This window comes from Bacillus sp. JJ1474 (assembly GCF_036965225.1).
Lineage (GTDB): Bacteria > Bacillota > Bacilli > Bacillales > Cytobacillaceae > Cytobacillus.
On record NZ_JBALPC010000050.1, the window covers coordinates 19,131 to 36,549 of the forward strand.

General features: G+C 40.2%; 23 protein-coding genes. 11 read left to right on the forward strand and 12 right to left on the reverse strand.

Annotated elements, in window-relative coordinates; genetic code table 11:
- Nucleotides 1-148 precede the first annotated feature (148 nt).
- The 3 genes from V7164_RS07815 to V7164_RS07825 are packed head-to-tail and all read left to right on the forward strand — an operon-like array spanning nucleotide 149 to nucleotide 2,279.
- On the forward strand, nucleotides 149-883 hold the full coding sequence (locus V7164_RS07815; RefSeq protein ID WP_335346929.1) for an SDR family NAD(P)-dependent oxidoreductase: 735 nt from the start codon (nucleotides 149-151) through the stop codon (nucleotides 881-883).
- Nucleotides 880-1,914 carry an S-adenosylmethionine:tRNA ribosyltransferase-isomerase gene (locus V7164_RS07820; protein WP_335353818.1) on the forward strand — a complete coding sequence of 345 codons (1,035 nt, stop codon included), beginning with the start codon at nucleotides 880-882 and terminating at the stop codon, nucleotides 1,912-1,914. Before V7164_RS07815 ends, V7164_RS07820 begins: the two co-directional genes overlap by 4 nt.
- The gene (locus V7164_RS07825) at nucleotides 1,914-2,279 is read left to right on the forward strand and encodes a VOC family protein (RefSeq protein WP_335353819.1); all 366 of its coding nucleotides are present in this window, start codon (nucleotides 1,914-1,916) and stop codon (nucleotides 2,277-2,279) included. Before V7164_RS07820 ends, V7164_RS07825 begins: the two co-directional genes overlap by 1 nt.
- A 39-nt stretch (nucleotides 2,280-2,318) precedes the next feature.
- Here the strand turns inward: V7164_RS07825 and V7164_RS07830 are convergent, their stop codons facing one another.
- From V7164_RS07830 to V7164_RS07840, 3 genes are all read right to left on the reverse strand, one after another.
- Nucleotides 2,319-2,516 (reverse strand): YwbE family protein, encoded by a 198-nt coding sequence (locus V7164_RS07830; protein WP_335353820.1) that lies wholly within the window; start codon nucleotides 2,514-2,516, stop codon nucleotides 2,319-2,321.
- Nucleotides 2,516-2,713 (reverse strand): hypothetical protein, encoded by a 198-nt coding sequence (locus V7164_RS07835; RefSeq protein WP_335353821.1) that lies wholly within the window; start codon nucleotides 2,711-2,713, stop codon nucleotides 2,516-2,518. The genes V7164_RS07830 and V7164_RS07835 overlap by 1 nt, the downstream gene beginning before the upstream one ends.
- A gap of 120 nt (nucleotides 2,714-2,833) precedes the next feature.
- Complete coding sequence (locus V7164_RS07840; RefSeq protein ID WP_335353822.1) at nucleotides 2,834-3,544, reverse strand: DUF421 domain-containing protein; 711 nt, start codon at nucleotides 3,542-3,544, stop codon at nucleotides 2,834-2,836.
- 242 nt (nucleotides 3,545-3,786) lie between these two features.
- Here V7164_RS07840 and V7164_RS07845 point away from each other — a divergent pair, with 242 nt between their 5' ends.
- Complete coding sequence (locus tag V7164_RS07845) at nucleotides 3,787-4,020, forward strand: HAAS signaling domain-containing protein (protein ID WP_335353823.1); 234 nt, start codon at nucleotides 3,787-3,789, stop codon at nucleotides 4,018-4,020.
- On the opposite strand, the gene V7164_RS07850 is transcribed toward V7164_RS07845, so the two are convergent.
- On the reverse strand, nucleotides 3,971-4,273 hold the full coding sequence (locus V7164_RS07850; RefSeq protein WP_335343787.1) for a hypothetical protein: 303 nt from the start codon (nucleotides 4,271-4,273) through the stop codon (nucleotides 3,971-3,973). The genes V7164_RS07845 and V7164_RS07850 overlap by 50 nt on opposite strands.
- A gap of 245 nt (nucleotides 4,274-4,518) precedes the next feature.
- Here V7164_RS07850 and V7164_RS07855 point away from each other — a divergent pair, with 245 nt between their 5' ends.
- Genes V7164_RS07855 through V7164_RS07870 form a run of 4 tightly spaced genes read left to right on the forward strand, consistent with a single transcriptional unit; the run spans nucleotide 4,519 to nucleotide 9,469 of the window.
- Complete coding sequence (locus V7164_RS07855; RefSeq protein WP_335353824.1) at nucleotides 4,519-5,487, forward strand: ABC transporter permease; 969 nt, start codon at nucleotides 4,519-4,521, stop codon at nucleotides 5,485-5,487.
- Nucleotides 5,484-6,320: an ABC transporter permease gene (locus V7164_RS07860; protein WP_335353825.1), complete on the forward strand. Its 837-nt coding sequence runs from the start codon at nucleotides 5,484-5,486 to the stop codon at nucleotides 6,318-6,320. Before V7164_RS07855 ends, V7164_RS07860 begins: the two co-directional genes overlap by 4 nt.
- On the forward strand, nucleotides 6,313-7,911 hold the full coding sequence (locus V7164_RS07865) for an ABC transporter ATP-binding protein (protein WP_335353826.1): 1,599 nt from the start codon (nucleotides 6,313-6,315) through the stop codon (nucleotides 7,909-7,911). The genes V7164_RS07860 and V7164_RS07865 overlap by 8 nt, the downstream gene beginning before the upstream one ends.
- Complete coding sequence (locus V7164_RS07870) at nucleotides 7,904-9,469, forward strand: ABC transporter substrate-binding protein (protein ID WP_335353827.1); 1,566 nt, start codon at nucleotides 7,904-7,906, stop codon at nucleotides 9,467-9,469. Before V7164_RS07865 ends, V7164_RS07870 begins: the two co-directional genes overlap by 8 nt.
- 51 nt (nucleotides 9,470-9,520) lie before the next feature.
- On the opposite strand, the gene V7164_RS07875 is transcribed toward V7164_RS07870, so the two are convergent.
- From V7164_RS07875 to V7164_RS07910, 8 genes are all read right to left on the reverse strand, one after another.
- Nucleotides 9,521-9,982 carry a hypothetical protein gene (locus V7164_RS07875; protein ID WP_335343792.1) on the reverse strand — a complete coding sequence of 154 codons (462 nt, stop codon included), beginning with the start codon at nucleotides 9,980-9,982 and terminating at the stop codon, nucleotides 9,521-9,523.
- A gap of 134 nt (nucleotides 9,983-10,116) precedes the next feature.
- The gene (locus tag V7164_RS07880) at nucleotides 10,117-10,941 is read right to left on the reverse strand and encodes an urease accessory protein UreD (RefSeq protein WP_335343793.1); all 825 of its coding nucleotides are present in this window, start codon (nucleotides 10,939-10,941) and stop codon (nucleotides 10,117-10,119) included.
- Nucleotide 10,942: 1 nt separating this feature from the next.
- Nucleotides 10,943-11,554, reverse strand: coding sequence for an urease accessory protein UreG (gene ureG / locus V7164_RS07885; RefSeq protein WP_335343794.1), 612 nt, complete (start codon nucleotides 11,552-11,554; stop codon nucleotides 10,943-10,945).
- A 32-nt stretch (nucleotides 11,555-11,586) separates the two neighbouring features.
- Entirely contained in the window at nucleotides 11,587-12,273 is a 687-nt protein-coding gene (locus V7164_RS07890; RefSeq protein WP_335343813.1) for an urease accessory protein UreF, read from the reverse strand.
- Nucleotides 12,266-12,721: an urease accessory protein UreE gene (gene ureE, locus V7164_RS07895; protein WP_335343795.1), complete on the reverse strand. Its 456-nt coding sequence runs from the start codon at nucleotides 12,719-12,721 to the stop codon at nucleotides 12,266-12,268. Before ureE ends, V7164_RS07890 begins: the two co-directional genes overlap by 8 nt.
- 10 nt (nucleotides 12,722-12,731) lie before the next feature.
- Nucleotides 12,732-14,444, reverse strand: coding sequence for an urease subunit alpha (gene ureC / locus V7164_RS07900; RefSeq protein WP_335343796.1), 1,713 nt, complete (start codon nucleotides 14,442-14,444; stop codon nucleotides 12,732-12,734).
- Nucleotides 14,441-14,764, reverse strand: a complete 324-nt coding sequence (ureB, locus tag V7164_RS07905; protein ID WP_335343797.1) for an urease subunit beta — start codon at nucleotides 14,762-14,764, stop codon at nucleotides 14,441-14,443. The genes ureC and ureB overlap by 4 nt, the downstream gene beginning before the upstream one ends.
- Nucleotides 14,765-14,780: 16 nt before the next feature.
- Nucleotides 14,781-15,083 carry an urease subunit gamma gene (locus tag V7164_RS07910; RefSeq protein ID WP_315666234.1) on the reverse strand — a complete coding sequence of 101 codons (303 nt, stop codon included), beginning with the start codon at nucleotides 15,081-15,083 and terminating at the stop codon, nucleotides 14,781-14,783.
- 406 nt (nucleotides 15,084-15,489) lie between these two features.
- Here V7164_RS07910 and V7164_RS07915 point away from each other — a divergent pair, with 406 nt between their 5' ends.
- The 3 genes from V7164_RS07915 to V7164_RS07925 are packed head-to-tail and all read left to right on the forward strand — an operon-like array spanning nucleotide 15,490 to nucleotide 17,362.
- Nucleotides 15,490-15,810 carry a PadR family transcriptional regulator gene (locus tag V7164_RS07915; RefSeq protein WP_066290971.1) on the forward strand — a complete coding sequence of 107 codons (321 nt, stop codon included), beginning with the start codon at nucleotides 15,490-15,492 and terminating at the stop codon, nucleotides 15,808-15,810.
- Entirely contained in the window at nucleotides 15,803-16,402 is a 600-nt protein-coding gene (locus tag V7164_RS07920; protein WP_335353828.1) for a DUF1700 domain-containing protein, read from the forward strand. Before V7164_RS07915 ends, V7164_RS07920 begins: the two co-directional genes overlap by 8 nt.
- A complete protein-coding gene (locus V7164_RS07925; RefSeq protein WP_335353829.1) occupies nucleotides 16,403-17,362 on the forward strand; it encodes a DUF4097 family beta strand repeat-containing protein in 960 nt (319 codons plus the stop codon).
- Nucleotides 17,363-17,419 lie beyond the last annotated feature (57 nt).

Consider the following 17,419-nt stretch of genomic DNA (forward strand, 5'->3'; position numbering starts at 1 on the left):
TACTGAAAGGAAAAATGCTCCTCATCCAAAAGTCGTAGATCTTTCTCGAACGATTTGCGTAAACCCCTTTCCTCCAACCTTCCGATGTGACTAGTGCTTTCTTTTTCTAAAATAAAAGTAAGAAAACGAAAGAAAGCGAGAGATTCAGATGAACAATAAAATGGTTGTTATGATTACAGGGGCATCGAAAGGTCTTGGAAGAGCACTGACATTGGCATTTGCTAAACAAGGAGTACGGCTTGCGATTTGTGCGAGAGGGGAAGGGATGCTGCGCAAGGTTGAGCAAGAAGCGAGAGAGCTTGGGGCTGAGATCATTGCAGTGGAGGCGGATGTTACGAATGTAAGGGATGTAAATCGGTTCGTCTCAATTGTAGAAGAAACTTTCGAACGGGTAGATATTTTAATAAATAATGCATCCGTATTTGGACCGGGTCCTACGCTGCTGGCCGATTATCCGGATCATGACTTTGCGGAAGTGATACGGATGAATGTGGTTAATCCTTTTCTTGTAACGAAGCGTGTATTGCCAGGCATGCTAATTAGAAATAACGGAAGAATTCTGAATGTCACATCAGAAGCGGGAAAAACAGGATTTGCTGAATGGGGTGCTTATGGGATTTCAAAGTTCGCGGTGGAAGGATTAACCCAAACTTGGGCTGATGAGTTAGAGGATACAGGTGTGAGTATGGGGATGGTTGACCCTGGAGAAATGGATACAGAGATGCACGCAATTGCCGTTCCTGATTGTGATTATGAGCTTGGTAACCCTCATGATGTCGCAAAGGCATTTGTTTATCTCTCATTAAATGAATCAGTAGAAGTGAACGGCAAGAGATTTGAGGCACAATCAATTTTAGAGGAAAAAAGGGGGCCGCTCCTATGATGCTAGCTGCACGTCCATTCCAAGTCCATGAAGATTTAAATGCGAATACGCCGGCTGAATACAGAGGAATACCGCGGGATCATGTCCGTTTAATGGCGCTCGATTCAAAAACGGGAGACAGCTTCCATAATCACTTTTACGAGTTAGGGTCTTACTTGCAAGAAGGAGACTTGCTTGTCTTAAATAATAGCCGTACACTTCCAGCTGTGTTAAAAGGGAAAAGGGGAACGCAACATATTGAAATTCGTTTATCACGGAAAATATCTGAATTCGAGTGGGAGGCACTTGTAACAGAAGGGATATTGAAGGTAGGTGAAAAGATTGATTTACCAGGAGATCTAGCAGCGACCATTACTGGGCAGGGAAATGAAGCCCCGTTAATTATTCTCGCATTTTCAAAGAGTGGAATCGCACTATACGATACAATCTATCAATTTGGAGAGCCGCTTCACTATGAATATATTGAAACACCTTGGCCGTTAGAAATGTATCAAACCGTTTATGCTTCTGTTCCGGGCTCTGTGGAAATGCCTTCTGCTGGAAGAGCTTTTACTTGGAAGCTGCTTAATAATCTGAAGCAAAAGGGTGTAAACATTGCTTATTTGCAGCTTCATACGGGTTTAAGCTATTACGGAAAGGACCGCTGGCCAAACCCAAGCAAACATCTTGAAGCATATAACGTGCCAAAGGAAACGGCTGATCTGGTAAACACAACGAAAAAAAATAATGGGCGCATCATAGCTATAGGTACTACTGTCGTTCGGGCACTAGAAACAGCTGTCAATAAAGCTGGAAACGTTGAAGCACAGGCAGGGCTAACGAATTTATATATTCAAAAAGGATTCCCGCTAAAAGCTGTAGATGGCCTCATAACCGGTTTTCATGAACCCGAAGCTAGTCATTTGGACCTTCTCACTGCATTTATTCAAGAGCCACTTCTGATGAAGGCTTACAATGAAGCACTAGCAGACGGATACCTTTGGCATGAGTTTGGCGATATGAATTTGATTTTGCCGATGGAAAAACAGTAATGAAGTGGCATCATGCAGGTATTCAAGTTCGGAATTTAGAAGAAGCCATTGAATTCTATGAAAGTGTTTTCGAATTTAAGATCGAACAATATCTTACTTTGCTCGGTGAGAAAATAGCCTTTCTTAAAAGAGAGGAAATAAGGATCGAACTAATAGAGTCAGAGGAAAAACCATCATCTTTAAGTTCTATTCATTTATCGTGGCAGGTGGAGGATGTAGAGGAATGGATTTGGAAGCTCAGTGTAAAGGGACTTAAATTGGCTGAAGGGCCTTACAAGCTGAAAAATGGCTGGGATATTGTCTTTTACGAGGGTCTTAATGATGAAGTAATAGAATTAATTCAAGTTGGTGAAGGGGATAAATAAAAGCATTCAGGGACATCCTTGAATGCTTTTTCCACCTCTTTATTCAACGTGTACCTTTTGGACACGTCCAACCTGTCCATCCGTTAGCCTAACTTTAATACCGTGGGGGTGAGTGCTCGATTTTGTGAGTAGATCCTTTACGATGCCTCTTGTCAGCTTTCCTGTTCTTTGATCAGCTTTAAGGACGATATCGACAGTCTTTCCAGGCAATACATCTTTCCGATTTTTTCCGTCCATTAGACACCCATTTTTCTGCGGGTATTGCTTGGTTTCTTTGATTGCTGGCTCTTCAGCTTTTTCGTTGATAAATCTCCATTTGTTGCACCTTTGCCGGAAGCGTTAGCCTGATTTTTTTTCTTTTCAAGCTGTTGTTTCATTGCTTCCTGCAGGCTGATTTTCTTTTTAGGTGCTTCGGATTGATGATTTTCAGACATAGAAAGGTTCCTCCTTTTTAAATATGTAGTTAGTCAAGTATAATCCATTTTTAGTTGTTTGTGAAAGCAAAAATAAGACAATTACACTTTAATTAAAGTTCGAATTTTATCATTTAAAATTTATTCTGCATCTGTAGGTGATATGATCTGATCTTCAAATAAATCAATAAAGAGAATACTGCTGGAGGAAATCACAGCATACTGGATATCTTTCACCTGTAAGTTCCTCCGTTTAATTTCTCGATCAAGCCACTCACTTGAGTAATTATTGTTTAAGTTTTTTCCAATCACCTTTCCATCCATAATAAGCTCTATTGGAAGGTTCGCAGTTTGATTCGTCATGCCTGGGTACAAATCTTTTTTGATTAAATTTTGAAATTTTGTTTTTTTCATAACAGATAATTTGCCGCTTATCTCTAAAATAGCAAATTCAACCTCAGATAGATCAAATATTGCCTTTTCCCTAAGCTGCTGATTTAAATCATCTAAAGAATATTTTGCTTTTTTCATATTGCCATCAAGAATTTTCCCATTCTCAATAATGACAGTTGGCTGTCCTGACAGCCACTTTCTTAAACGTCTATTTCTAGATGAAATAAAAGAAACAAGAAAGTATATGGAGATAAGTGAAAGAAAGGCGGACACCATAGGGATAAATTTTAAGTTTGTGTCGAATCCTATGTTGGCAATAAAGGAACCGATGGTGATTGATAGAGCGAAATTATAATGATTAATATGAGAATTTATATATTTTCCAATCCATAAAGATACAAACAATAGGATAATGAAAGAAGCACATGTTCGAAAAATAGCATGTATGATGACATCCAATTTTTTCATCCTTTATTATAAAGTATTCCTTAATTAATTTTAGCCAAATAAAGACTGTATCATAACATGGAAAATTACCTGTATTGGTTCCAAAAAAATCATAGGCATGCGCCAATTGGACCTAAGAAACCGAAGATATTATCGAATTACAGATAGCGGCCGAGCTAAATATCAAGAACTGCTCAGGGATTGGACAGATTATAAAATTAAAATTGATACGGTTTTACTAGGGGGATTAAAAAGTGAATAAAGAGTCGTATTTCAGGGAACTGCAGAGCAAACTTAGAAAATTGCCGGATGAAGAAGTGATTGCAGCCTTAGATTATTACAGTGAATATTTTGATGAAGCAGGAGTAGAAAATACTCAATATGTAATTGAAAAATTAGTTTCGCCTGCCCAGGTAGCCGGAGCTTATTCAAGTTCTTCTAATTTAATGTTCCATATTCAATTACTGGTACTGCTTTTCCTGAGATAGCTGTTTCGGCTCTATCATTTTTTAATTGAATGTATTCCGTTACTTTGAGGCAAAGAATTAATATGACCCCAATGCCAAGGTTGCCCAAAGTTCTTTTTCTAGTGACGGGCTGAATAAGCAATGTTCCGATTGAGATTTTAATAATGGGTTGAGGAATGGTCATTTGAGAAATCAATCTTCTTCCACCCAATTTTAAAATAAGAGTACCAAGTAAAAAATTATAAGTGTTTGCCAAATCAAATTGAAAATCCATATCTTTTCTCCTTATTAGAATCTATATGTATTTTCTGTTTGAATTTACCTTTTATACATAAAACTGAGTACATTTAAAATTCGCGGAGATACTGAGGGCAAACGGGAAAGTGTCTAATAGAAAGAATAGTAGTTTAGGCTTTCTATATATATTAATATATGAATGAAAATATGGTAAGATACAAGAGGAAAACTTGGTCATGTGTTTCCGCAATTATAGGTTTATTTTTAGAAAGCAGGATGTAAATGGGTCTATTTATTTTGAAGCGGCTTGCTGAATCATTCATAGTTTTACTCATTGGAAGCATGCTTTGCTTTATATTTATTCGGTTGCTGCCAGGAGATCCAGCAGCTGCACTTTATGGGGAACAGCTCCAAAAAATGAGTGAGGCGGACAGACTTCGCATCACTGAAAACCTTGGACTTCATGATCTGCTCCCGGTCCAATATGGAAAGTGGCTTTCCCAAATATTACAAGGCGAATGGGGGCAGTCCTTCATTTCGGGGGAAGATGTGACCTTATTGGTGATCCAAGCGCTGCAGCCTACATTTATTCTTATGATGTCATCCCATTTGATTATTTTTCTGCTTGCTGGCGTGTTTGGTGTCGTATCCGGATTGTTTCGACGATCTTTTTTTGATCAAGTGATTACATGGGTTAGTTTACTATTTATGTCCATACCGCCTTTTTGGTTCGCACTTATGCTAATGCTTTTTTTCTCCGTTTATTTAGGCGTACTGCCGACTTCCGGAATGGGGGAAGGAGGATGGGGCGAACAACTTCGATATTTACTTATGCCTTCATTAGTCCTCGCTTTATCACATGCCGGTTATTATATCAGGCTCCTTCGAAATCATATAAACATAACGAAAGATAATGGATTTATATTTGCTTTAAAAGCTCGGGGGATTGAGGAACGTAGAATTTTGTTGAATCATTTGCTGCCAAATGCTTCAATCCCCTTTCTATCCTATACAGGAATGTCACTTGCTGTAGCGCTTGCAGGTTCTGTAGTCATAGAAACTATTTTTTCGTGGCCAGGACTTGGCAGACTATCTTTAAAGGCTGCCCTAGCACATGATTACCCTGTATTATTAGCCGTCATTTTATTAAGTATGGTTTTTGTCATTGCGATAAACTTGTTAGTTGATCTCCTTTGTGCATGGATGGATCCGCGCCTGCGTTCTCAGCTGCTTGAGGAGGGAAAGAAATGAGAATGAAACGTCAGTGGAAGCTAATTATAGCAACTTCCTCTTTTTTGCTTCTTATTTTTTCTGTCGGGATGGCATCTTTTCTTACACCTTATGACCCGCTGTCTATCAGGATGGATCAGGTTCTTCAGCCCCCTGGATCAAGACATTTATTTGGAACAGATGAACTTGGACGGGATGTTCTAACACGTCTTTTGTATGGAGGGCGTGTTTCTCTCTTAGTCGGTGCCGCCGCTATGACAGTTTCAATCGTCATAGGGGTTAGTTATGGGGCGATAAGCGGTTTTGCTGGTGGTATCATGGACCGGATCATGATGCGGATTGTGGATGCTGCTCTAAGCTTCCCTTCACTGCTGCTCATGATTATCCTACAGCTCCTATTGCCTAAAGGATTGATGTCTATCATTCTAGTGATTAGTCTGACAAGCTGGATGACTATTGCCCGTCTAGTCCGAACAGAAATACTGACGATGAAGAATGAGATCTTTATTCAAGCTTCAACCGTGATCGGCGCTACACCTTTGCAATTATTGCACCGGCATATGCTGCCGCAATGCTGGCCGACTATCGCAGTCCTTGCCGTCAGCGGAATCAGCCATGCCGTACTTGCCGAAGCAACACTAAGCTTTCTTGGAATTGGTATTCCTCCACATGAACCATCATGGGGAAATATGCTGATGGGTGCACAAAGTTATTTACTGGGAGGTGCTTGGTGGCTGGCTTTATTTCCAGGAATTTGTATAACCTTTACCGTTCTTTTCATTACATTTGCAGGAGATGAGTTGCAAGATCGCTTAACCGGTCCACAGTTCAGAAATGGAGGAAAATATGACTGATTATCTTCTTGAAGCAGAGAATCTCACAATCTCTCTTCCTGACATAGATTTAGTGGTAAATGCTTCTTTTCGCATTCGGAAAGGAACGATCACCGCACTCATTGGAGAGAGCGGCTCTGGTAAAAGCTTAACTGCAAGGGCAGTTATTGACTTACTGCCTCAGGAAGTAACAGTTACTTCAGGTTCTGTGACATTTTCAGGGGAAATTGTGCAAATGATGAGTGGTAAACGGAAACGGGAATACCGTGGCAAAAGTCTAGGTTTTGTATTTCAAGATACATGGCAAACCTTCGATCCGCTTAGAACGATTGGATCCCATTTTATGGAGCTCTTCAAGGCCCACACTTCCCTGAAGAAAAGGGAGGCAAAAGAAGAAGCGATAAAACTTTTGCGGCTAGTGAAAATGAAGGACCCTGTGCATGTTTTCCGTTCATACCCACACGAATTATCGGGCGGCATGAGACAGCGTGTGCAAATGGCTATAGCTATTGCGTTGAATCCAACACTGTTAATAGCTGATGAACCAACGACTGCCCTTGACGTGAAAATTCAGTTTGAAATTCTATCACTTATACGTCAATGGCAGGAGGAATCAGGCGGAACGGTTCTATTTATTACACATGACTTAGGTGTGGTGGCTGAAATGGCCGATGATGTGATTGTGATGAGCAATGGACAAGTCATTGAACAGGCATCAGCTGAAGAATTATTTGCAAATCCTAAGTCGGATCAATCCAAAGAACTGCTGGAAAATTATTGGTTACTATCGGATCCATCCATGGTTTATCCTATCAAAGAAGAAAAACCAATAATGGGAGTAGAAAATGTCTCTAAAACATTTCACAAGAAAAAGTGGTTTCGATCAGATAAATTCGAAGCTGTCCGAGATGTGACATTGCAAATTCATGCTGGAGAAATAGTTGGATTAATTGGCGAAAGCGGAGGAGGAAAAAGCACTCTTGCCCGCCTTATGCTAAGCCTTGAGACATGCAGCAAGGGAACGGTTTCGTGGTATGGCCAAAAAGAGTTGCGAAGAGGTGTTCAATGGGTGCATCAGGATCCGATAGCCTCTTTTGACCCGCGCTGGACAGTAGAGAAAGTTGTTGGCGAAGGATTTGACTACTGGAAAAAAGGCGAAGGAAATAAAAAAGAAGAAGTAGCAGCTGTTTTACAGAAAGTAGAGCTTCCTTCATTTGCGATGTCATTATATCCTCATGAACTTTCTGGGGGGATGAGGCAGCGTGTTGCACTTGCTAGGGCACTGTTAGTAGAACCAGAGCTCATTGTGTTGGACGAACCATTTGCCAATCTCGATATGAGCTCACAAGCAAGAATGATTTCATTAATCCAGTCATTGAATGAACTTGAAGAAATGGCTATTTTTTTTATATCACATGATATCCGCGCAGCAATGGCGCTTTGTCAGCGGATTTTTGTCATGAATGAAGGAAGGATTGTTGAAGAATTGCCTTCAGACGAACTTTGCCAATCCAAGAACGAATACACACAAGCGCTTTTGTCTTATATGCCGATACTCAATCCTTCTAATAGAGGGCTGAAAAGAAATGAGAGGGAAGAGATTCATGTATAAAAAACTAATTTTAGCGATCGTTTCTATTTTTAGTCTTATTGTTTTAACGAGCTGTAGCGAAAGCAATTCAGAACAAGCTCAATCACCCAAAAAGAAGCAACTCGTTTATGGTACGGAAACAGAAATTGAAAAAGTGAATCCTGTTTTAGATGAAAGTCAGGAAATTGATGCCCTTCTTTTTCGCGGCTTAACAAAGCCAGATGAGAATAATAACGTAAAACCTGATTTAGCGGAGAGTTGGGAGATTTCTCAGGACAATTTAATCTATACCTTTAAACTCCGTGAAGACGCTAAATGGCAGGATGGAGAACCGGTAACTGCTGAGGATGTTGCCTTTACATTTAATAAAATTAAAGACCCGTCAACAAATACACCTATTTCAGGTGAATTTAATGAAATTAAGTCAGTTGAAGCTATTGGGGAGTTTGAAGTAAAAATAACTCTTCATCGTCCTTTTCCACCTCTTTTGGATAAGCTGAAAGTCGGTATCGTGCCCGCGCATATTTTGCGTGATGAGAATCTAAATAAAACGGATTTTAATCAACAGCCAATTGGGAATGGCCCGTTCAAGCTAAAGGAGTGGAAAAACGATCATACGATTGTGCTAGAACGGAATGATGATTATTACGGACAGGTGCCGAAGCTAGATGAAGTGGTTTTCAAAGCTGTTCCGGATGCCAATACACGTGCATTACAGTTGAAAACGGGAGAAATCGATTTAGCTTTATTGGAGCCGAATCAGCTGGCAGGCGTTAAAGAAACAGATCCTTATGCGGTGCATGAAGTATCGACAGCGGATTATCGTGCCGTGATGTATAATATGCATTTGCCGTTATTTCAAGATAAGCGTGTCCGCCAGGCGATGAATCTTGCGGTAAATCGGGAAGAATTAGTCAAAGGGGTACTAGCTGGGAAGGGAGAGCCTGCATGGGGACCTTTGCAGAAATCTTGGGCAGGAGTTCCGCAAAAAGAATGGTATTCGTACAATATAGAAAAAGCGAAGCAGATTCTAGCTGAAGCCGGCTGGGTAAAAGGATCAGATGGGGTCTTAACAAAAGACGGAAAACGATTTGAATTTGAACTCGTTTCCCCGATTCAAGATAAAATTCGTGTCGCACTTGCGAATGTCGTTTCTGAACAGTTAAAGCCGCTTGGCATAATGGTGGTACCGAAACCTGTTGACCGGAATGCAGTAAAATATGATGGAGAAGAGGCATTAATTATTGGCTGGGGAAGTGAGTTTGATCCAGATGATCACACATTCCGTCTTTTCCATAGCAGTGAAATTGGCGATGGGCAATATAATTTTGGGGCCTATCAAAACGGAAAAGTCGATGAGCTTCTTATGAAAGCACGTACAGCAACAAATATTGATGAAAGAGAAGCTTTCTATAAAGGTTTCCAAGAGGAGCTGGCAATCGATCCGCCTTATAATTTTCTAGTTTATTTGGAAGCACTTTATGGAGTGAATAAAGATGTGACCGGCATCAGTACACGTACGTTAGGACATCACGGGTTCGGTGTATTATGGAATATTGAAGAGTGGGATAGAAAATAAGAAGAGAAAGGACGGTTCTTGTACTTCTGAAGTACGAGAACCGTCCTTCTGCTATTCTTCTCTCTTTGTTTGTTCTGCAACTTTTTCATGGATTTCTGATTCAATCGCTTCAATATGGTCATCACCAAGCTTATGCATTGGCTGCGGGTGGAACCACTGAATCTCTCCTTGATGTACAAAGCCTTTAAATTCTTCACCGTGAACTTGCAATGTAAATGCTTGCCGTTCGTGCATACGGTCTTCAAATGCGGGCATTAATTCTAAATCCTCAATCCCGCTTGAAATTCCATGTTGTCTCATCAATGAATGTATAGTCGTTTCGATCGTGTCAATTTTACTTTCGCCAATCATTTGTTTTGGGTGTGGATGAAGCCATATAATCTCATCCTCATGGTAATGTCCTTTATATTCATCACCTTGAACCTTAAATGTGAAAGCGTGTCGCTCATGTGGGCGGTCCTCGTAAAGTTTTTCAACCTCAAAATTTTCAATTACTGGTTTTTCATCAGGCATACTTAACCTCCTCATAAAGGTTTCAGCTAAAGTTTTTCCTAGATTAAACTATATATTCATTTATTGCAAGGAAAGTTAAGTCGTTTTACAAAAATAGGTCCCAGAATCCTACTGCTCATTCCGGGACTTTTTTCTTAGTATTTTCTTAAAGATTGAGGTGTATGATTAAACCATTTTTCGTTAATGAGACGATGGCAATTGGCGAAAACTCGTTCTATTATTTGGGTCGAGTTGGCAAGAACTCTAACAGTAAATCCTGGTACTTCTAGTTTAGATAAGCCGAATTTAATGTTTCCCTCTTCTGATTTGATCGTCTCATATAATTCATCCAGCAGACCGTTTTCCGTTTGTTCGCCGATTACGATCATTGAACCAAGATGTGTATATCCTTCCATAAATCCTAATTCAGTTATTTTTTGCTGAGCGGGAACCAGCTTAATGTGATCAAATACACCAAGTTGATCATCTAAATAGATCTCAGTGATTAACTGAATAGAATGATAGGTGAACTTTTCCCCAGTCGGAGACCAGCCCGGGGTTAAAATATCTGTATAAAGAAACGTTGCCCCTTTTTCCATACGAATGACGGTTTTCTGCTTATAGCGAGCATGCTGATAAGCGATTAAAGGATCAGGAAGATATTCTAAATAACTGCCTTTCTTAAGAGAAATCTCAGTCTCTTGGTAGGCATAGTCATTTGGCGTCTTATACACCTTTGTTGCCGACTGCGTTGTTAAAGTAGCTTTGGCACCTTCATCGATTGTTACTTTCATTCGGTACCGGTCGCCGTCTAAATAGCCGCCGCCGGGATTTAGAAGATAATAGCAAACCTGACCTGAATCATCATGGTAAACCGGCCGCATGACCTTGAATGCGCCTTGAAAATACACATTTTTCGCAACGGTTTTCCCGTGTCTGTCTTCAAGATCTAAAGTTAATACGCCAGTCCAGTCTGTCATCCTACTCTAATCCTTTTAATAATGCATGCTTCTTGATCCAGTCAATCACTTCAGGGAGACCTTCGTCCTTTTTCAAATTTGTGAAAAAGAATGGCTTTTCTCCGCGGAAAACTCTCGTATCCTGAGCCATTACTTCAAGGCTGGCACCGACATGAGGAGCAAGGTCTGTTTTGTTAATGATAAATAAATCTGATTTAATCATCCCTTGTCCGCCTTTGCGCGGAATTTTCTCGCCTTGTGCAACATCAATAATATAAATAGAGAAGTCTACTAGCTCTGGGCTGAAAGTGGCTGCAAGGTTATCTCCGCCGCTTTCCACAAAGATAAGCTCGACATCTGGATGGCGCTCGACTAACTCATCTATGGCAGCGAAATTCATTGAAGCATCTTCGCGAATAGCTGTATGAGGGCAGCCGCCTGTTTCAACCCCGATAATGCGATCTTCAGGCAAAACACCGTTCTGAATTAAAAACTTTGCGTCCTCTTTTGTGTAAATATCATTCGTTACGACCGCCATTTTTATTTCATCAGCAAGATGACGGGTTAATTTTTCGATGAGCATCGTTTTTCCTGCTCCAACAGGTCCTCCAACTCCGATTCTAATTGCTTCCATTCAAACACTTCCTTTACTGCTTTTATAAAAAATTAAGACATAAATATACGAATATTTACTCGTTCATGGTTCATTTGAGATAGTTCAAGGCCTGGGGACACAATGCCGAAGTCATCTTCGGGAAGCTGAAGGATTTTTTCAACTGCCCGAGATAATTCGGATTGAAATTTATGTGTGATAACTTGTCCTGCTGTTTGGCCTAACGGGATAGCCCGTACCGCGTTTTGAACCTGGCTGGAAATGGCCGAGTACAAATTATAAAGGATGGCATCTTGCTTCGTCACTCCAAGGCCATGTGCAACTAGGGCAAAAACAATGGCTGGGTGGCCGAATGATTGTTTCTTTGTAATTCTTTCTTTATATTGCGAGAGGATTTCCATCTCATATAAAGATTCAATAAGCTTTAGCATTCGCGCTCCGATCATTTGCGTGCCTTGGCGTGTTTCCCTTGGTAAGTTTTGGACGGTAATTAAACGATCGAGTTTCCAGATTTTTTGAAAATCTTCAGTTAGAAGCGCATCATAAGTTATCCGGCAGGCAAGCCCATCTGTATAAATGAGCTGTTCATGCAAATATACTTGAAGCCACTCGTAAAAAGTCTCTGAATCTTTCACTTTGTCTTCCTGGATGTAGCTCTCTAAGCCGAAGGAGTGGCTGAAAGCTCCTGTAGGAAAATTGGAGTCGCATAGCTGAAACAGAGAGAGAACTCGATTATCCATGACTGTGACCAATATGGCGGAATGCTTGCTTTACTTTTCGATCTTCCCGTGTAAAAGGAATGCCAAGCTCTTGCAGCAGTTCTTCAACTAAATAGTCATACTGAACGAGCATGTCATTTTCTTCAAATTGAGCTGGAAGATGGCGGTTCCCAAGCTGATGAGCAATTACCCCCATTTCATTTATGCTTCGTGGGCTGATGACAAGTAGGTCATCTGTCAGCACATCGATAACAATCATATTGTGATCGTCCATGTAGAGAACATCACCAGCTAATAGGTCTTTCGGCTCTCTTAAACGAATGCCAAGTTCATTGCCGTGATCTGTTTTTACCCTCTGGATTCGCTTGACTAAAAGGGCACTTTCCAAGTATACCTTTTCAATATGGCGTTTATTAATTTCTTCTTGATCCATTTGATCTAAGTTTGTAACAACCTGTTCAATTATCAATCTTTTCACCTCAGAATAAGAAATATCGCTGTCCCAATGGAACTGTATCCACTGGATCACAAGTTAATAGTTCACCGTTTACTCTCACTTCATAAGTTTGCGGATCTACCGTTATATCCGGAGTTTCTGAATTTAATTTCATATCTTTTTTTGTTAGGGTCCGAATGCCGCCTACAGGAAGAATCATTTTTTTCAGTCCAAGCTTTTCGTGAACCCCCTCAACAAATGCAGCTTGAGAGATAAAGGTAATCGAGCTTTTCGATAAGGCTGTTCCGAATTGGGCATACATTGGTCTGTAAATATACGGTTGTGGAGTTGGGATGGAAGCATTGGCATCCCCCATTAGTCCAGTTACGGCAAGTCCATTTTTCAGGACCATTTCAGGCTTGACCCCGAAGAACTTAGGAGACCAAAGAACTAAATCTGCTATTTTCCCAATTTCGATCGACCCGATATGGTTAGAAACTCCATGGGTAATCGCTGGGTTAATCGTATATTTTGCAATATAGCGTTTTGCACGATTATTATCTGCATATTGACTGTCACCAGACATAATGCCTCTTTGCTTCTTCATTTTATCGGCTACTTGCCAAGTGCGCAAAACGACTTCTCCTACACGGCCCATTGCCTGCGCATCGGAACTGACCATGCTGAACACACCCATATCCTGAAGAATATCTTCAGCAGCAATCGTTTCCCTTCTAATTCTTGAATCTGCAAACGCAATATCTTCCGGAACAGATGGGTTTAAATGATGGCAAACCATAACCATATCAAGATGCTCATCAATTGTATTTACTGTATAAGGGAGGGTTGGATTGGTAGATGAAGGCAGGATGTTATGGTATCCCGCAGATTTGATTAAATCGGGGGCATGTCCTCCGCCAGCTCCTTCTGTATGATACATATGCAGAACTCGATCTTTCACAGCAGCCATTGTCGTTTCCATAAATCCGCTTTCGTTCAATGTATCTGCGTGAAGAGCAACTTGAATATCATATTCGTCCGCAACTCTTAGTGCATAGTCTAGGGATGAACCAGTGGCTCCCCAGTCTTCGTGAACTTTTAATCCGATAACGCCAGCTTTCACTTGCTCAGCTAAAGGCGCGATGGATGCAGCATGGCCTTTACCTGTAAAGCCAACATTAATCGGCAACCCTTCAGCAGCTTCCAGCATACGGTGAATATTCCATTCGCCTGGAGTAACGGTCGTAGCCCGTGATCCGGCTGCTGGTCCAGTTCCACCGCCGATTAATGTCGTTGTGCCCGATGTTAATGCTGTTTGCACTTGTTCTGGATTAATAAAATGCACATGCGTATCGATCGCCCCAGCTGTTACGATTAAGCCTTCTCCAGCAATGATTTCAGTAGCGGCACCAATGATAATATCTACATTGTCCATGATGAGCGGATTGCCGCTTTTTCCGATACCAGAAATCTTGCCGTCTTTTATGGCTATATCTGCTTTATAAATACCTGTGTAATCAAAAATAACGATGTTTGTAATAACAGTATCTGCTACACCTTCTCCGCGTGTTGCTAGAGGGTGCTGCCCCATACCGTCACGAATCACTTTCCCGCCGCCAAAAACAACCTCTTCTCCGTAGGTTGTATGATCTTTCTCAATTTGAATAAATAAGTCAGTATCTGCTAGACGGATAGAGTCGCCAGTTGTTGGCCCATACATTTCAGCATACTGTTTTCTGGACATTTTGAAACTCATCCATTATCCCTACTTTCTAATGCGCCATCTACTTTATTATTGAAACCGTATACACGGCGTTCGCCTGCGAATGGAATAAGCTGGATTTCCTTTTCATCGCCAGGTTCAAAACGAACAGCTGCTCCAGCAGGGACATGTAATCGCTTGCCGTAAGCTTTTTCCCTGTCAAATTGGAGCGCTTCGTTCACTTCGTAAAAATGAAAGTGCGATCCTATTTGAACAGGGCGATCTCCCGTATTCGTAACAGAAATAATAAAGACTTCTTTTCCTTCGTTAATGATAATATCTTCCTCTTTTAAGATGTACTCACCTGGCAGCATGTAACGAACCTCCTGTTTATCTGATTGGACTGTGTACAGTGACTAATTTTGTTCCATCTGGAAATGTCACTTCGACTTGAATATCATTAATCATTTCTGGTATTCCGTCCATGACATCTTCTCTTGATAAAATCGTTGCTCCATACTCCATAAGTTCGGCGACTGTTTTCCCATCTCTTGCACCTTCCATTACTTCATAAGTAATGAGAGCAACAGCCTCTGGATGATTTAATTTTAATCCTCTATCCTTCCGGCGTTTGGCAAGATCAGCAGCCACGACAATCATGAGCTTGTCAATTTCACGTGGCAATAGATGCATCATATACCCCTCCTTCTATTAGTTAATCATTAATATTTAAGGGACTTAATTCTCAATTGTTTTCCATTTAAAAATCGCTGTACAGCCCCCTACTAGAAGGATTCTAGCATAAAAAAAATTGAAGGTGAAGGTAAACCTTTTTATAAATGAAAAACAAAATTTTAAGGGAAATAAAGGGACTTTTCCCACTAAAGTATACCCAATTCACGTATGGATTAAATCAGTGTGTTGGATAATTTAGGATTATGGAGATTTTCTAATGAGTGATATTAGTGGCGGCCATTAATAAGATTAAATTTATGTATGTTGACATATCATATTATACGCCATATAATATCATTAACACACATACTATACGACATATAATATATGCGGCAATATAATACTATCAATAGGAGGTGCAGCTATGTCTTTTCAACTTGGATCAGCGCTACTTGATGCCTGTGTACTTGCAATCTTAGCGAAGGAGGATGCTTACGGATATTCCCTGACCCAGGAGGTTCGCGAGGTGATGGATATTTCTGAATCAACCCTTTACCCTGTACTGCGCAGATTGCAAAAAGGTGAGTATTTAACAACCTATGATCAGCCATTCCAAGGAAGAAACCGAAGATATTATCGGATTACAGATAGCGGCCGAGCTAAATATGAAGAACTGCTCAGGGATTGGACAGATTATAAAATAAAAATTGATACGGTTTTACTAGGGGGATTAAAAAGTGAATAAAGAGTCGTATTTAAGGGAATTGCAGCGCAAACTTAGGAAATTGCCACATGAAGAAGTAAATGCAGCCTTAGATTATTACAGTGAATATTTTGATGAAGCAGGAGAAGAAAATACTCAAAATGTAATTGGAAAATTAGGTTCACCTGCCCAGGTAGCCTCACAAATTTTAGCCGATTATGCAGTAAAAGGATTGGATACTGAATCTGAGTCTGCTAAAAAGGGATTTTCTGCAATTTGGTTTATTATTCTAGCAATTCTCGCTTCACCAATTGCTTTGCCATTGCTCATTTCAGTTTTTGCTCTAGTTTTTTCCGCAGTAATTGTGTGTGTAGCATTTATTTTTACTTTCTTTGTAACGATCGCAGCTTTAACCTTATCGGGAATAGTCAGCATAGTAGCTGGCTTCTCAGTTATTGGGCAGCATTGGCAGACTTCTCTTTTCTTTGTAGGAACTGGATTGATTGCCTCTGGAATTGGCATTCTATTATTCTCGCCGCTAGTATCCGTTACTAAAAGTATGAGTTTAGCCTTAGCAAAATGGCTAAAGAGGTTATTTGATAAAGTGACGAGAAGACGTAAGGAGGCGATTTAATTGAAGAAGAAGACGAAAGTATTAACAATGATTGCTAGCGGGATGCTTGTCATTGGGATCGTGCTTGCGGTCATTGGCCTCACTGCTGGAGCTAAATTCGGGATTACAAATACGAAGGATGGATTTAAAGTATTAGGACTAGAAGATCAAATAATAGAGGAATTGCCTCTCCCTGCTTTTACAAAGATTACTAGCAATCTCAATGATGTCGATATTGAAGTTATCCCTTCAAATGAGTATAGATTAAAGATTGAAAGACAAGAAGAAATTGAAATCAACTACAAAGTTGACAATGATACGCTTGTTATAGAAGAAAGTAAGCAAAATGTTCCGCTGCTATTTGTAAATCTGACTTTTACTAGCATCCCGGACAACGTCATTAAGGTCTATGTTCCTAAAAAAGTGAAATTCTCGGAAATCCTCATAAATAACCAATTTGGCGATGTTCGATTGGAAGGGGTAAGTAGTGATAAAATAAGCATTGATTCAAATGATGGGGATCTTATTTTCAATAACGTGGAAGCAAATAAACTAAAAATTGTTAATCAGTATGGAGATATAAATGGAAGAAATGTGACTACAGAAGAACTAGTCATTGTGATGAATGATGCCGATGCCGAGTTTGATAAGTTGAACGCAGCATCGACCGTTTTGAATAATCAATTTGGCGATATCACTTTCCGAAACTTTAGCAGCAAAGGGTTGAATATTCAAAGCAATGACGGAGATATCGCTATCCATGGTTTACTCTTTGGAACCACCTCTATTCGTTCCAACTTTGGCGATGTTCAGGTGCACCTTCTAAATAAGGAGTCAGAAATAGACTATAGCATCCTAAATTCTTTTGGGGATATAACCGTTAATAATACTGACTATGAAAAACACGTTATAAATGAAGGAAATGGAAGTCATAGACTAAATATCACTGCTAAAGATGGCGATGTGGAAGTTACGTTTTAATTGGAATCATTGAATGTAGAAAATTTGTAAATAGCATTTTAATCAGCAGACCAAATC